14 protein-coding genes and 1 pseudogene are annotated in these 14673 nt (G+C 46.3%); 10 read left to right on the top strand and 5 right to left on the bottom strand.

Going from position 1 to position 14673, the window contains the following annotated elements; genetic code table 11:
* Positions 1-179 precede the first annotated feature (179 nt).
* From P2A85_RS10635 to psbH, 4 genes are all read right to left on the bottom strand, one after another.
* Positions 180-446, bottom strand: coding sequence for a DUF3146 family protein (locus P2A85_RS10635; RefSeq protein WP_340521483.1), 267 nt, complete (start codon positions 444-446; stop codon positions 180-182).
* Positions 443-1105: an aminoacyl-tRNA hydrolase gene (gene pth, locus P2A85_RS10630; protein WP_371114908.1), complete on the bottom strand. Its 663-nt coding sequence runs from the start codon at positions 1103-1105 to the stop codon at positions 443-445. Before pth ends, P2A85_RS10635 begins: the two co-directional genes overlap by 4 nt.
* Positions 1106-1366: a TatA/E family twin arginine-targeting protein translocase gene (locus P2A85_RS10625; RefSeq protein ID WP_340521487.1), complete on the bottom strand. Its 261-nt coding sequence runs from the start codon at positions 1364-1366 to the stop codon at positions 1106-1108.
* 158 nt (positions 1367-1524) lie between these two features.
* A complete protein-coding gene (gene psbH / locus P2A85_RS10620) occupies positions 1525-1728 on the bottom strand; it encodes a photosystem II reaction center phosphoprotein PsbH (RefSeq protein WP_340521490.1) in 204 nt (67 codons plus the stop codon).
* A 330-nt stretch (positions 1729-2058) separates the two neighbouring features.
* Here psbH and psbN point away from each other — a divergent pair, with 330 nt between their 5' ends.
* The 5 genes from psbN (at position 2059) to P2A85_RS10595 (ending at position 6011) form a co-directional block, all read left to right on the top strand.
* A complete protein-coding gene (gene psbN / locus P2A85_RS10615; protein ID WP_190742515.1) occupies positions 2059-2190 on the top strand; it encodes a photosystem II reaction center protein PsbN in 132 nt (43 codons plus the stop codon).
* A gap of 51 nt (positions 2191-2241) precedes the next feature.
* The gene (locus P2A85_RS10610; protein ID WP_377479517.1) at positions 2242-2376 is read left to right on the top strand and encodes a hypothetical protein; all 135 of its coding nucleotides are present in this window, start codon (positions 2242-2244) and stop codon (positions 2374-2376) included.
* 28 nt (positions 2377-2404) lie between these two features.
* Positions 2405-3505, top strand: a complete 1101-nt coding sequence (aroC, locus tag P2A85_RS10605; RefSeq protein ID WP_377479513.1) for a chorismate synthase — start codon at positions 2405-2407, stop codon at positions 3503-3505.
* 1 nt (position 3506) lies between these two features.
* On the top strand, positions 3507-4421 hold the full coding sequence (locus P2A85_RS10600) for an MBL fold metallo-hydrolase (RefSeq protein WP_377479510.1): 915 nt from the start codon (positions 3507-3509) through the stop codon (positions 4419-4421).
* A gap of 594 nt (positions 4422-5015) precedes the next feature.
* Positions 5016-6011: a hypothetical protein gene (locus P2A85_RS10595; protein WP_340521496.1), complete on the top strand. Its 996-nt coding sequence runs from the start codon at positions 5016-5018 to the stop codon at positions 6009-6011.
* Positions 6012-6762: 751 nt separating this feature from the next.
* Here the strand turns inward: P2A85_RS10595 and P2A85_RS10590 are convergent.
* Positions 6763-7900: pseudogene (locus P2A85_RS10590) on the bottom strand (RNA-guided endonuclease InsQ/TnpB family protein).
* Between the two features lie 158 nt (positions 7901-8058).
* On the opposite strand from P2A85_RS10590, the gene P2A85_RS10585 reads away from it, so the two are divergent.
* From P2A85_RS10585 to P2A85_RS10565, 5 genes are all read left to right on the top strand, one after another.
* Positions 8059-8652 (top strand): class II aldolase/adducin family protein, encoded by a 594-nt coding sequence (locus P2A85_RS10585; RefSeq protein ID WP_377479508.1) that lies wholly within the window; start codon positions 8059-8061, stop codon positions 8650-8652.
* Positions 8653-8865: 213 nt separating this feature from the next.
* Positions 8866-9420 (top strand): Npun_F5560 family protein, encoded by a 555-nt coding sequence (locus tag P2A85_RS10580; RefSeq protein WP_341737450.1) that lies wholly within the window; start codon positions 8866-8868, stop codon positions 9418-9420.
* A complete protein-coding gene (locus tag P2A85_RS10575; protein WP_377479505.1) occupies positions 9413-10093 on the top strand; it encodes a hypothetical protein in 681 nt (226 codons plus the stop codon). The genes P2A85_RS10580 and P2A85_RS10575 overlap by 8 nt, the downstream gene beginning before the upstream one ends.
* Before the next feature lie 123 nt (positions 10094-10216).
* Positions 10217-10840: a DedA family protein gene (locus tag P2A85_RS10570; protein WP_377479502.1), complete on the top strand. Its 624-nt coding sequence runs from the start codon at positions 10217-10219 to the stop codon at positions 10838-10840.
* Positions 10841-11214: 374 nt separating this feature from the next.
* On the top strand, positions 11215-13650 hold the full coding sequence (locus P2A85_RS10565; protein ID WP_377479499.1) for a M48 family metalloprotease: 2436 nt from the start codon (positions 11215-11217) through the stop codon (positions 13648-13650).
* The last annotated feature ends 1023 nt before the right edge of the window (positions 13651-14673 follow it).

Raw genomic sequence — 14673 nt, 5'->3', positions numbered from 1 at the left:
ATCGATAACATTAAAATGTATTATAGAACCTATTTGAGATCTTTGACTGTCTTTACGGACTTTTTCGTTAATAGAACGACAACGATCGCTGGCGTTGAGTTGGGCGGTTCAGCCAGTAAATCTCCGTTATCTTTTACGAGTAACGATCGCTCACACTTTTTAATATAAATATCAAAATCTTAAAACTCAGCCCGAACCGTAAACGAATAATCCCCACCCGGTTCTAATTGATAATCCCACTTTTCTAGAAAACGATGTAGGGGTTCTTGAATCAAAGCCCTACCTTGAGAAGGCTCAAGTATCAGTGTTTTTTCTTCCCTGAAACGCCACTGAAACTGCCACTCGAAACTGCCGGCACTTACTTCACCTTCAATCGTGCCTTTTTGCCAAGATTGACCAGTAACCCGGACATATGCAGTAGTTTCAGGTAAACGTCTCGAACTCACCTTTTTGTTTCCGCATTTATTGCTGCGATCGTGCGACTATTGTAAAGGCTCATGGACTTTTCCACTCCCTGATGGAGGCTAAGTTCCACAGCTTCTCTAACCAGTTTAAGCACATTTTCTAATAACTGGATTTCCTCTGAGGAAAATTTTCCTAAAACGAAGGAAATGGTATCTTTCTCCTTCTGAGAAACTTCGTTTTGAGGTTTACCAATGCCGATGCGTAAGCGGGGAAATTTGTCTGTACCCAAATGAGCGATCGCTGATTTCATGCCATTATGCCCGCCTGCGGAACCGGAAAGTCGCATTCTGATTTTCCCGATCGGCAAATCCATATCGTCGTATACTACTAACACCGATTCGGCAGGTATTTTGTACCAATCCGCCACTGCACGAATTGATTGACCGGAAAGATTCATATAGGTCAGCGGTTTCAGCAAGCGAATTTTTTGTCCCCGCGGCCGATTTCCTTCGCCAAAGATGCCTTGAAATTTCCGATTTTCCGACAAAGAAATTTGCCAAGATTGTGCCAAGGCATCGACAGCATTAAAGCCGATGTTGTGTCGGGTGCGATCGTATTTAGGTTCGGGATTTCCTAGACCAACTATTAACTGAGGAATCACTAACTCGGCTGGTGTTTCTGACTTCTGAGTCTTATTCATCTAACTGTTTGCGCTATCTTCCTTGGGATTAGCGGCCGCGAGTTTTTCTGTTTCTGGTTTGCTGCTACTGACGACGGCTTCTTCTAATTGCTTGGCTTCCCGGTTCAACTCGGACTCAAAATCCCGCGAGGCATCCTGAAATCCGCGAAGTGCCTTGCCCATACTGCGACCAATTTCGGGCAATTTTTTCGGACCAAAAACCAATAGGGCGATCGTAAAAATTACTGCCATTTCCGGCAAACCAATGCCAAAAATATTCATTTGTTGCTCCTGCGATCGATTTAATTAGTTATCATTTATTTAGGGAAAAAGTAATCGAAAAGGGCAAGGAAAAAAGGAAAAATGGGAAAACATAGTTTTTGTCCTTTCTCCTCTACCCTCAGCTTTTACTTGTAGCCTGACTTTTTCGGGCTCAATTTTTAGCGGCCAAGACTCGACCAATCTACATCTACATTCTCTAGAATTAGAGAAGAGTTGTAGATTTGCAAAATAATCAACAAGAACACAAAAAACAGTCCGATAAACGTACTCATCAATAAAGTAGTTCCCCAACCGGGGGCTACCTTGCCGTATTCAGAGTTAAGGGGTTTGAGTATATCTCCTAACCAAGTCCGTTGTGCCATAAGTCACCTGCAATGAATCTCTACAGAAAAGTTTGACATATTTCCACCGCTAATGACGATCGCAATTTCGGGATCGAGTCGGCGATCGGAATTGGCACAGAGTCAGTCTGTGGCGAAAGATGAGAAAAATGCCCTGGTAGAAAGGATTTCAGGTTTTTGCCACAACCTAAGTAAAAAATAAAATTCAGCTTGCAGATACTCCTTCTCGTCACCTTGGTTTTACCCCTGTGTCGCCTCCATATCCTATGGCGTCTCAAATCAATATAATATTACACAAAATGTTATTTTTTGTAATATTATGAGGAGGAGCACTCATAATATTACAAAACTATGGAACCCGCAGCAGTTCTAGGCATTTCCCTGGGCGTGTGTCTGGTGGCAATCACCGGCTTTTCGATATACACCGCCTTTGGCCCTCCCGCTAAGGAATTGAGAGATCCTTTTGAAGAACACGAAGATTAGTCATTAGTCAGTAGTCATCAGTCAGTAGTCATCAGTCAGATTAATGCTTTTATGCCCCATCCCCCTCTCCCTGGTAGATATTCTTCTACCGGGAAGGGAGTGATTCTGTGGGGCGATCGCCTGTGGCATACTCGTCAATGGTATATTTTTCAGAAATACAGTAAATCTCTATTCGATTTAAGCTAAAAATTATTAGGTTTCAAGCTAAAGCATCATGGGCAACACATTTGGGCATTTGTTTCGGATTTCGACCTTTGGTGAGTCTCACGGCGGTGGGGTGGGAGTGGTAATTGACGGTTGCCCGCCACTCCTGTCCATTGACGCATCGGAAATTCAAGCGGAACTCGATCGCCGCCGTCCGGGTCAAAGCAAAATTACGACTCCCCGTAAAGAGGCTGATAGTTGCGAGATTCTGTCCGGGGTGTTTGAAGGGAAAACTCTGGGAACTCCGATCGCCATTCTAGTCCGCAATCAAGACACTCGTCCCCAAGACTATGGCGAAATGGCAACTACCTATCGCCCTTCCCACGCTGATGCCACCTACGATGCTAAATACGGAATTCGTAACTGGCAAGGCGGTGGTCGCAGTTCGGCAAGGGAAACTATTGGTAGAGTAGCAGCAGGGGCGATCGCCAAAAAAATTCTCAAACAAGTAGCCGGAGTCGAAATAGTCGGCTATGTCAAACGCATCAAAGACTTAGAAGGTGTTACAGACCCCGATACTGTCACTTTAGAACAAGTAGAAAGCAACATAGTTCGCTGTCCAGATGCTGAATGTGCCGAAAGAATGATTGAACTTATTGAAAAAGTTCGGGATAGCGGTGATTCCATCGGGGGCGTGGTGGAGTGCGTCGCCCGCAACGTACCCAAAGGTCTGGGAATGCCAGTATTCGACAAACTAGAAGCTGACTTGGCCAAAGCTATCATGTCGTTGCCAGCTAGCAAAGGGTTTGAAATTGGATCGGGCTTCGCAGGAACTCTCCTGACAGGCAGCCAACACAATGATGAATACTATACTGATGAACAGGGTGTGATTCGTACAGTAACAAACCGTTCTGGTGGAATTCAGGGTGGAATTGCTAACGGCGAAAATATAATTCTGCGGGCCGCCTTCAAGCCCACTGCGACCATTCGTCAGCAGCAACGTACAGTCACCCGCGAGGGAGCAGAAACGCTGCTGGCTGCAAAAGGACGGCACGACCCTTGCGTTTTGCCAAGAGCAGTGCCAATGGTGGAAGCGATGGTAGCTTTAGTGTTGTGCGACCATCTCCTGCGCCATCACGGACAATGTGAAACCTTAAAGTCTGAATTTTAAAATGGAAATCAGCTTGTCCTCTGTAGCGGCAACTCCCTTTGATGATTGCCCTCAACAGTCTGAAGCAATGGAAGGTATAGATGATTTTGTAGTGCAGTTCTGGGGTGTGCGGGGCAGTGTTCCCACACCGGGAGTAGAAACTGTTCGCTATGGCGGTAATACTTCTTGTTTGGAAATGCGCGTGGGTGGAAAACGCCTGATTTTTGACGGCGGTACTGGTTTGCGGATGCTGGGAGACCAGTTGCTGCAAGAAATGCCGGTCCAAGCTTATATGTTTTTTACTCACTATCATTGGGATCACATCCAAGGGTTTCCTCTGTTTGCTCCCGCTTTTATCCGTGGGAATAGATTTGATATTTACGGGGCGACTCCACCGGATGGAGATTGCCTCAAAAGGCACTTTGTGGAACGGGTGCTACACTCCAATTCCCCGGTGCCACTGATGGGTTTGCAGGCAGACTTGAATTTCAACGAACTGTTTCACAACCAGACTATGATGCTGGATGATATTGAGATTCGGACTGGTTCTCTGAATCACCCCAATACTGCTATGGGATATCGGGTGACTTGGCATGGGAGATCCGTGGTTTATTGTTCGGATACGGAGCATTTTCCCGATCGACTGGATGAAAATATTTATAATCTCGCCCTTGATGCTGATGTGCTGATTTATGACGCGATGTACACGGACGAGGAATATCACAACCCTAAGTCTCCCAAAATAGGCTGGGGACACTCGACTTGGCAGGAAGCGGTGAGAATGGGTAAGGAGGCTAGGGTGAAGCGTGTGGTGATTTTCCACCACGATCCGGCTCATACTGATGATTTTCTCGATCGCATTGCTCTGGAAGTGCAAGTGGCTTTCCCCAAGGCGGTAATGGCGCGGGAAGGCTTGATTTTACCCATCGGCATCTGAATGTTGCTCCTGTGTCCATTGCTAATCAACATGATGATGTGGAGTTGGTCAGATCGATCGGCTCCACAATTTTTTAAATTTCTAGCAAACTCATAGGTAAGTGGTATAATCTTTGTTCTATAACTTTTTGGACAGAGTATTTAAGATTTTTTCCTGGTGGAACTGCGTCCGCTTCCAGCCAAGATGTCAGATAATTGGGTCAGGAACCCCGCTCTTAAGAGACGGGGCTTGTAAGAGTAATCAAACAAGCCATTCTGACCAGCCTAAGTCTTCGCGGTGAAAAGGTGACAGTTTTAAATGTCAACAAACACGGCGAGGCGATCGGGTCAAAAGTGCCAGTTGGCAGTCGATAGACGAACCAAATCCTGGTAACAGATTTATTCTTAAGGACAAAAGCTGAGGTTATGGCTCTGATAAAATAAAAGCGCGATCGGCTGTTTCTGCTCCTGGATATTGACAAATCTGAAAAGCTCAGAGCTTTTCGCTACAAGCTGAGAGCTTTTTCAGCAGTCAATTTAACTCACAAGAAAGAGACGATCGCTATTTGGTTTACCAGTAGCTGCGGCAAGCGAATGTTATGACTTGACTATCAAAATGGCAAATTTACGTTTTAAATCACCAGCTAATCGATACAGATGGATTGCTTTAGGCAGTTTTGCTGTAATTATGGGCATTTCAGGGGCCCTTGCCTACCGTCTAGCCCCGCCTCCCGGATTCATGGCTCAAGGCACTCTGACTTCTAATAGTCCGCCAGTCAAATTTTCTAGCACCGGTACTACTATTCTCAAGCAAGGGGAACAACTGACACCGGATGTTCTGTTGGCAGATAATGTTGTCAAAGCAGTGGCAGATGCCGTGAAGTTGTCGCCTCAACAGGTGAGAGAAAATGCTAGCGTCAAGATTTCTAAGCCGGAACAACCGCTAGAGATTGCTGTTGGGTATCGATCGCTCGATCAGCAGCAAGCCATCAAAACAGCGGATATGTTGATGAAGGGGATGGTGGAAAAGAGCCGCCTGATTAACCAATATCGGTGGCAATCCGTCAATCAATCCCTCAATCAACGCTTGGCACAAGTCACTCAAGAACTGAAACAAGCTCAGCAAAAGCTCGACCAATATGAAAGAGAGCGAGCTCGCCTGTTGCAACAAATCAAGGTTCAGCAAGACTTTTACAACAAAACTCAGCTTGCAATGGCGGATACGCAAGCGTCGGAGAAAGAAATGGTGAGTAGTTTGGCCCCTTCCCAAACGCCACAAATTGTGGCGACACCAACTTCCGATCCCACAGTGCCTTTGATTTTGGGACTTGGCTTGCTGCTGTCTATTTTAGTCAGTCGCGGTTTGATTCCCACGGTGGCGGATTGGAGGTATAAAGCAGCTTTTCAACGAGAAGAGAGCGATCGCCTCCAAAGTGCTTTGTACCGACTGATCAAAGAAGGTAATGGGGAAATCACTCTGGTGCGATTTGCGATGGAGACGCGACTGTCACCGGATGTCGCCCAGCGTTTTTTGAACGAACAAGCGGAAGTCTTTAATGCTCATTGCGAAATTAAAGATGACGGTAGTATCTTTTATCACTTTCACATTTAAAGGATGGCGGGCGATCGCCCTCTATTGAATACCTTAGCCGATCGAGTTTTCGGATTGCTCGATCGGCTTGCTTATAGGATCTATACCCAGCGGAACCAACGCCAATCCGGGTGAAAAAACCCCTCTTGAGCCTGGGGGGACCAGAGGCAAGGGGAGAGGGGCCAGGAGAGAGAGAAATTAGCCGATCGACCCTAAAGTGGTTAGCTTTTCCCGGATTTGCGATCGGGATTGGCCTCCTTGGGAAACAGGAATCAGTCCATCAGCAACCTCATTTGTTAAAAAATATTAACTTTTTGACTGTTTGGCTCCAGATATGTATAATGGAGACAAATACGTAAATATACGGTTGTTTTTTATAAAGATAGCCAAAATTAAGTATATTACATTGGATAAAATTGCTGATAAAGTCTGCGGGAATCGGTATAAGCACTTGATTGTTGACAGAGAAATAAATCAGCGAACTAAGCAGGTTTGTCATCAAAACCAGGATTTAGCAACATCCTGGAATCAGCATTGGGCGATCCAACTGCGCCTTCCCCTAGGGAAATTTTGTAACCATATATTGAGGCGAAAAGATCATGTTTTTAATACTGTGTTGTTCTTTAATATTTTATTTTTTGTTAATGTCAATAGCCAATTACGGCGATACTGGAATTTGACACTCACCGCGCCCAAGCGACGGTGATTCTTAGATCCTAAACCAGACTTAAATCAAGAACATTGCTGCACTTAACCCAGAGATCCAATCTCCCTAAGCGTTTACTGTATCGAGTACAGAAGTTCCGACGTGCCCCGTCGTACCTATCCCACGATTAAGGATATTAATTGCGGCATTACGATCCCTATCCATTTCACATCCACACTGACAAATGTGGGTGCGAGTGGATAGAAATTTTTTAACGACTTCCCCGCAATTACTGCATTCTTGACTGGTGTATGCAGGATTTACCGCGATGGTAATCCGACCAAACACTTTCCCAAAGTATTCTAAGAACACTCTGAACTGATACCAAGAAGCATCGCTGATTGACTTAGCCAGACAATGATTTTTCACTAGGTTAGATATTCTCAAATCTTCATAAACTACTACATCGTTTGATGTGATTACGCACCTTGCCAATTTGATAGCATGGTCTTTACGCTGTCTACTTATTTTGAGATGTCGCTTACCTAAAATCACTTTGGCTTTGCGGCGATTTGACCCACCTTTGACCTTCCGACTTACAAGACGCCCGGCCTGTTTCAATCGTGCTTCACCTCTACGCAGAAATCTAGGATTAGGAGCCATGAAGCCATTTGAATCGGTGTAAAACTCTTTTAGTCCTACATCTAATCCAATTGTTTTACCTGTCATTGGAGCGGTTTCTAGTCGTTCTACAGAGATGCAAAACTGGACATAATATCCATCTGCTCGTTTAACCAACCGCACCCGCTTAATTTGGTCTGGTTGATAGAAATTCAGATCGCGAGTCCCTTTTAACTTTAGTCTGCCAATTCCACACTTATCGGTAAAGGTGATTGATTTTCTATCGAATGAAAGCTTCCAAGAATTAGTTTTGTACTCAACAGAACGACTATCTTTCTGGAATTTAGGAAACCCAACTCTTTTGCCTTTAATGCCTTTTTTGACACGATCGTAAAAGCGGGAAATACTAGCCCATGCTCTTTCTGCACTAGCCTGCCTGGCCATCGCACCCAACTTATTTGCACTCGTCAAATTCTTTTGCCCAAATCGCACAATACTTAGAAAGATCGAACCAAGATTTAGCGCCACCATCCATCCACAGTCGGATTGATTTGTTGCGAATGAATTGACAAATTCTAATCGCTTCATCGATCGCCTGGAACTGGTCTGGTTTTGCGTAAGCCTTGAATTCGAGAACGAGCATTTTTTTTCCTCCTGCTCCTATGATACTATGCTTGTCACAGGAATATGGAATTTGTCCAAGAACATGGAGAAATTCCCCCTAGAAGGGGGAGGCTCTAACCCCAATTTTCTGGTAGGCTAATGCAGCCTTGAATCCACTGTTTTGATTGGCAAAAATTTATGGATGAAGGAGTCGTTAAGTACCACTGTGACTGGACTTTTGCAGAACCTGTAGCTGTCGAGACCATAGTAGATTTGATGGCATGGCGCGATCGCCTCCACTCTTGGGGACTAATTGGGGTCTACGACAATGGCATTGGCTTTGGTAACGTGAGCGTCAGACTCGGTAATTCTTGCCAGTTCATAATTTCAGGTACCCAGACAGCACACTTGTCAACTCTGGGGCCTGAATTCTACTGTACTGTCACCGAATTTAACTTGGAAGAAAATTTCCTGGGCTGTCGCGGGCCGGTACCAGCTTCTTCCGAGTCTCTGACTCACGCGGCGCTGTACCTTCATCGGGATGATGTCGGTGGTATCATTCACGTTCATAACCCTCAACTGTGGCAGCAACTGCTGTTCCAGATTCCGACTACTAGAAAAGAGATACCTTACGGGACTCCTGGGATGGCATGGGAAATGTTTAGGCTGTTTGAGGAAGAGAATTTGGGCGATCGCAAAATTCTGGCGATGGCGGGCCATGAGGACGGGATTATTTGTTTTGGGGGCTGCTTGGATGAAGCAGGGCTGGTACTTTCGGCTGTAATTAACTAGATCGGCTTGATTGGTAGAGCTTTGATGGGTCGATCGGATCTTGGAAGCAGAAAATACAATAAAATTAGATACTTTGTTAAAAAAAACTCACGTCTGGTTTACTGTGGTGACAGAAAATCAGCGGGACTGCTGCATTGCACAGTCTCAGTGAGTTAGATAATTCGTAAACTATTTGATTTATTGGCAAATGTTAGCCCAAAAGGATTGGTGATGATGAACCCCAGTAAACTTGTAAGCACCAAAGAACTGCAATCGGAAGTGTCTCGTCTCAACGAAGAACTGCAAATGCGCGACCAATTGGTGCAGCAGTTGTCTCAAGAGCTGTTCAGACTGGTGAAGGGAAATACCAGTTTTGTGCCGGCACCGTCGGTTTCCGATCGCCAAAGCGCTCAAGTGCAGGCGATGCGCGAACAACTGCAAGCTGTTGAAGAACAGGTCGGTTTTTATCAAGAACAAATCGCCGAGCGGGATGCGGAAGTTTACCAACTGCGGCAGTCGGTGCAAGAATTGACCGATCGCTCTCGGATGCTGGAACAGGTAGTTCAGGAATTACCGGGAGTTTATCGCCAGAAGTTTGCCGAGCGGATCGAGCCGATTAAGGAAAAATTGGAACAACTACAAAAGGAAAACCGCCAACTGCATACTGAATTGCAGAGCGTAACTTACCGTCTCGCCGTGCGCAGCCGCAAGGCTAAAGGTTTGGATTTGCCAACTGTAGAGTCTGATGACAATCGGGGCATTCAGATGCCGAGCTTTGGCAATGTCTAGGGTTTTGATTGTGGCGGATGCCAATAGGGCACCGGCTTTGGCTCTGTCGGCTGCGATCGCCCATGTTAATTCTGCCACTGAGGTGAAGATCTGTGGAGTTGCGGACCTAGACGGTGGGGCGATCGCCAACAAAGATGCCATGATTTGTGCTTTGACACTGGATGTGCCGTCCCATCTGGTGTTTCCCGCTCAAGATTTGTTTAAATTTTGTCGCGATGTCTCGGCGGCGCGGGTGCGGGTACAACAGGAGTTGCAAGCTGCGACTGGGGAGGGCGATTTGTGGTTGCCTGTGGTGTGGACGGCGAAGGGCCCTCTGTATGCTGAGGCGATCGGTGTCGAGGGCCACCAGCAGTCTGGGGAGTTGAGCTACTTTCAACCGCTGCATTTGTCGGATGTTTGGCGACAAGAGTTGTATGACTTGGCTTACCGTTTGCTGACTCTGTTAAATGCACCGCCAGCAACTTATTTGATGCAGTTCGGGTTGGCTGGGGACAGGATTTGTTTCGATCGACTTTGGCCTTTTCCCGCTGCACCGGCGATCGCTTCTGTGGGGGTTCAACTGCCGGATTTATTTGTTTGTCATTGGTTGTGCTTGACAAATATGCCAATTTATGATATCCAAATTAGCTGTGGATCGATCGAAACAGTCGCAGATTTCAAAAAGTTGGTGTAGTTGACATTCTCACCGGCTAATCTCCTGTATTTGTCAACACAACGAAAGATTGCACTATTGGCTGAATCAAGCCAATATATAAAAGTATCGCAGCTTTGCAAAAGTTTACGAAGGCAGTATCGAATGTCTTTTGAGTTTTTATCGTTAGAGACTATTCAGAAATTTGCTCACGATTACGGCTACTGGGCAATATTTCTGGGAATTTTACTGGAAAATCTGGGAATTCCTCTCCCTGGGGAGACGATTACGATTGCTGGTGGCTTTTTAGCCGGCAGTGGGGAACTGAATTACTGGTTTGTGCTCGCAAGTGCGATCGCGGGTGCTACATTGGGGGGAAATTTTGGTTATGCGATCGGCAGATACGGCGGCTGGCCACTGTTGCTGAAGCTAGGAAAAATCTTTCGTTTTCGAGAAGAACAACTGTTTGACTTGAAAGAAAAGTTTAGTGAAAATGCAGCTAAGGCTGTTTTTTTAGGCAGGTTTATCGCACTGCTGAGAATTTTTGCCAGCCCCCTAGCAGGAATAGCCGAAATGCCTTTTTGGAAATTTTCGCTGTTCAACATTCTCGGTGCCACCAGTTGGGCCTCTGTAATGGTAAGTTTATCCTACTTTTTAGGGCAAGTTGTGTCTTTAGAGAAATTGGTAGCTTGGGCTGCTCAATTTGCGGTAGTGGCTTTACTATTAGCAGTGGCTTGGATTGTAATTCCTATTTGGTTGGAGTCGAGGAATTTGGATAAGACTAAGTAGGCTGGGAATCCGTTCCGCAAAAAATTAATATTCTTGTGGAACGGGAATCTATTTGGTTGTGGAACTGGCAGTTATTTATCTATTTTTCAAGCTTAGGCTATCTTAGACAAGACGCAGTAATACCAATTTAATGGGTCGTTGCACAGATCTCGATCCCCCTCGCATCCCCCGATCAAAGGGGGACGAAAGAGCAGAATCTTGTCCCCCCCTCTTGCTCCCCTCCTCGGAGGGGCTGGGGGTGGGTTCTAGGGGCTAGGGGGGATCGAATTCTATGCAGCCTCATAAAAAATTGGTATAAATCGGCAATTAGAGGCGTAGCGATCGCCGGCACTGTCATGATACCTCCACCTAATCCCAATCAATCGGATTCATCGATGAAACAGTCTCTAGATGCTGGTTTGGCTGCTTTGAAACAACAGGATTACGATCGGGCGATCGCCCTTTTAGAATCTGTTGCTAAATCCGCCACCAATCAGCCACTGGGTACGCGGGCAGAAATGGGCTTGGTGATGGCCTATAAAGCGACTGGTAATCTTCAAAAATCCATCGCCCTGTGCACTTCCCTCACCAAACATCCCCATACTCAAGTCAAAACTTGGGCCGATCGCACTTTAACCGCATTGAGCGATCGTCGCCCCCCAAAACCACCGGAAAATCCACAAAAAATCCCAGCAACTCCCCCGGAAACTGGCTTCGTCCCCTTTGATGTTGGCAATTCCCCACCGAAAATATCGCCCACAGGCGATCGACCATCAACCGACCAAAAAACAGATTTGGTGGCTTTTGAGCAGACTAGCAGGCAAAAAAACGTTAAATCGCCACAGATTCCGCCAGTACCTGCACCCCCCAAACCACCTCTGGTCAAGACTTCAGAACCAGAAACATCCACAACCACCGCCACCGATTCAGATGCTCCCACAGAGGTCCCCGGAATCGTAACTCCAGATACTTACGAACTGATTTGGCGCAATTCGGGGCGTGCTGCTTCGGGGTGGCGCAAGCTCAAACTGCTGAAATTGGCGCGTTTTCGGGTGGAGACACTCGCCTGTACGATCGCACTATTTTTGATGGTGCGATTCATCCTGGAATTCCTGCTCACCAATGTTAATGCTCTGTTGGTTCAGTTATACATATTTACTAGACTGCCGGTGTTTGCGCCGATTCAGATTTTTTATCGCGATCCGACTGCTTTTGTGCAATTTATGTTCGGATTGCTACTAGCTTCGTCTCCCTGGTTGATAGATGCAGTGTTGAAACTGATTTGTGGGATGGAACCTCTGGGGGGGGTAACTTTATTGAAGTCCAGCAAAGAAGCTAATCGGGTAGTGCGAAATTTTTGTAAACAGCAGAATATGCCGGCCCCGGTGCTCCAATTGTTACCAATTGATGTACCAGTAGCTTTCAGTTATGGCTGTTTGCCGAGATTTGCTCGGATTGCTGTGAGTCAGGGACTTTTGGACCAATTGACGGAGGATGAAATTGCGACTATTTTGGCGCGGGAATTGGCGCATATCGCTCACTGGGATTTTGCGCCGATGTCCTTGGCGGTTTTGGTAATTCAGATTCCTTACCTGATTTATGGGCTGGTGGTGCACTGGGAGGAGCGGTTATCTGGTTTAATTTCGATCGAGTTTTTTCGTTCTGTTGTCAAAGTTTTGGCGGCTGGGATTTCTGCTGGAAGTTACGGGATTTATAAGTTGCTGAGATGGCCGATGTTGTGGGTGTCGCGCCGTCGAGTATATTTTAGCGATCGCACTGCGGCAGAAATTACGGGGAATCCCAATGGTTTGACGCGGGCTGTGGCTAAAATTGCGATCGGGATGGCGAAAAATATTGAGCAGCAGCAGCAAACTAGCTTTTTCCTCGAAGGTTTCGAGCTGCTATTTCCTGTGGGGCTGGGACAAGCTGTAACTATTGGTTCGGCTGGATTACACGCGCCTCTGGAACAGATTTTGCTGTGGGATGTCAGCAATCCTTGTCGCAATTGGTTGACGGTTAACAGCACGCATCCTTTAATGGGTGAGCGTTTAAAGTTGTTGGCTCTTTATGCTCAATTCTGGCAACTTGAAACTGAGTTGGATTTGGCGAATCTCGGCACTTTGGAGTCTACTAAGGGCAAATTCCAGGTTTCCGATCTATTTAATTCAAAATTTTGGCCGCGCCATCCACCGCCCCTACTTTTACAAGGTGCGCCTTTTTTTGGAATTCCCATGAGTTTGGCGATTGTGGGGGTGCTGTGGCTGATTGGGGGGATTTTGTCTAGGACGAGTATCTGGTGGCTGGATTGGCTTTGGGGCGATCGCTCGATTCTGTGGGGCTGTTTGCCGATCGGCTTTTGTCTTGGTACTTTGATGCGGATTAATGATTTTTTCCCTGATATTGTGCCCAGAGCAGTCACTGCACCGAGTTTACCTCAAATTTTGTCAAATTCGGATAGTTTGCCCTTGGATGCTCAACCCGTGGGGTTGCAGGGGAAACTTTTGGGGCGATCGGGTATGGCTAATTGGCTGGGACAGGATTTGATTTTGCAGACGGCGACTGGGTTGGTGAGGTTACACTATGTTTCGAGGTTTGGTCCGATCGGCTCTTTGTGGCCACAACCTACTCGCCCTGGTGATTTGGTAGGACAATCCGTGGTGGCGACTGGTTGGCTGCGAAGGGGAGCTACTGTGGCGATCGATCTAGAAACCCTCCGCAGTCAAGGTGGCAGAGTTAGCCACAGCGGACATCCTATCTGGTCGGCGATTTTAGCCTTTGCGGCTGCTGTTTGGGGAGCATATATCATTTTTCAGGGAGAAATGTATCGATAGGACCCATCCCCTCTGGTCGGCAATTTTAGCCTTTGCTGCTGCTGTTTGGGGAGCATAGATAATTTGCACAATATTTATACCAATTTTAAAAAATAATGCAACAGTAGTCTTGTCCCTCCCCTTTATCAGGGGGGGTTAGGGCGTGTTTTCTCTCCCCGGAGATCCCCCCCAACCCCCCTTAAAAAGGGGGGAGAAAGATGCTCAAAGTCCCCGCGCAGAATCCTTCTTCCCTCTTCCTTCCCCCCAAGGGGGGGGCTGGGGGGGGTTCTTCTTCGTAAAGAAAAGTTGCTTTTTTACCAACATCCTGTTACATTTAGTTACATAAATTTGATTGGCCGACCGATCGCAATCACTTCAGTGACTAAAACCGCAAAGGTATTGCGTAAAAGTTGTCAACCTCCCAACACAGCAAATTGAGCCAGCCGCTTGTCGGCTGTTTTTTTCTACAGCCACTTTCGCTGTAGGAGATGAATTCACAAAAGTGATTCAGAGATGGTTTCGGTTAAATTGATCGTGAATCTTCCTAAATAACTAGCTGGCGTTGCCAAGGCTGTGATACCTTTAAATGATGGTCAGAAACTCCCCAACCCGATTCAAGGGAGATTGGGGTAAATAGTCCTCAGCATTAGGAGCGAGGTAAAATTACTGGCTGAAAAAATGTTAGGGATTTTACCCATCACCGTATTAAACTGAATACTGGCATTCCGATCGCTTACAATTGACATCCTGGGAAATAAATTTCTACACGCCGCTGGCTATAAACATTCTGAATCAAAACCGGAAGCAAATAATACAGAATAGCCAAAAGCCTCAACATTTGAGTGATGACTAAAAGTTTACAGAACAACCTTAGATTTAAGATCTCTCTGCATAGGCTGCCAAGTTGCGGCTTCACGAGAGTAGATTATCTTTTTCTAAAAGGTGGCGAGAGCTGTCAAGGTTGGTCGGAAGAACGCGCAGATTCTGCGGTAATGTCGTCTTTCCCTGGGGTCAATATTCAGTTGACTTCGGGTAATGCTGTTC

Origin of the sequence: Microcoleus anatoxicus, assembly GCF_042465725.1 — a bacterium.
In the GTDB taxonomy this organism is placed as follows: Bacteria; Cyanobacteriota; Cyanobacteriia; order Cyanobacteriales; family Microcoleaceae; genus Microcoleus; species Microcoleus anatoxicus.
This window is presented reverse-complemented; position numbering and strand designations above follow the sequence as displayed.

Excerpts from the sequence above, each read along its gene's own strand:
- P2A85_RS10610 (WP_377479517.1), top strand. The coding sequence starts at position 2,242 with ATGCCCCATCCCCCTCTCCCTGGTAGATATTCTTCTACCGGGAAGGGA.
- P2A85_RS10575 (WP_377479505.1), top strand. The coding sequence starts at position 9,413 with ATGTCTAGGGTTTTGATTGTGGCGGATGCCAATAGGGCACCGGCTTTG.
- psbH (WP_340521490.1), bottom strand. The coding sequence starts at position 1,728 with ATGGCACAACGGACTTGGTTAGGAGATATACTCAAACCCCTTAACTCT.
- P2A85_RS10580 (WP_341737450.1), top strand. The coding sequence starts at position 8,866 with ATGAACCCCAGTAAACTTGTAAGCACCAAAGAACTGCAATCGGAAGTG.
- P2A85_RS10565 (WP_377479499.1), top strand. The coding sequence starts at position 11,215 with ATGAAACAGTCTCTAGATGCTGGTTTGGCTGCTTTGAAACAACAGGAT.
- P2A85_RS10595 (WP_340521496.1), top strand. The coding sequence starts at position 5,016 with ATGGCAAATTTACGTTTTAAATCACCAGCTAATCGATACAGATGGATT.
- P2A85_RS10570 (WP_377479502.1), top strand. The coding sequence starts at position 10,217 with ATGTCTTTTGAGTTTTTATCGTTAGAGACTATTCAGAAATTTGCTCAC.
- aroC (WP_377479513.1), top strand. The coding sequence starts at position 2,405 with ATGGGCAACACATTTGGGCATTTGTTTCGGATTTCGACCTTTGGTGAG.
- psbN (WP_190742515.1), top strand. The coding sequence starts at position 2,059 with ATGGAACCCGCAGCAGTTCTAGGCATTTCCCTGGGCGTGTGTCTGGTG.
- P2A85_RS10625 (WP_340521487.1), bottom strand. The coding sequence starts at position 1,366 with ATGAATATTTTTGGCATTGGTTTGCCGGAAATGGCAGTAATTTTTACG.
- P2A85_RS10600 (WP_377479510.1), top strand. The coding sequence starts at position 3,507 with ATGGAAATCAGCTTGTCCTCTGTAGCGGCAACTCCCTTTGATGATTGC.
- pth (WP_371114908.1), bottom strand. The coding sequence starts at position 1,105 with ATGAATAAGACTCAGAAGTCAGAAACACCAGCCGAGTTAGTGATTCCT.
- P2A85_RS10585 (WP_377479508.1), top strand. The coding sequence starts at position 8,059 with ATGGATGAAGGAGTCGTTAAGTACCACTGTGACTGGACTTTTGCAGAA.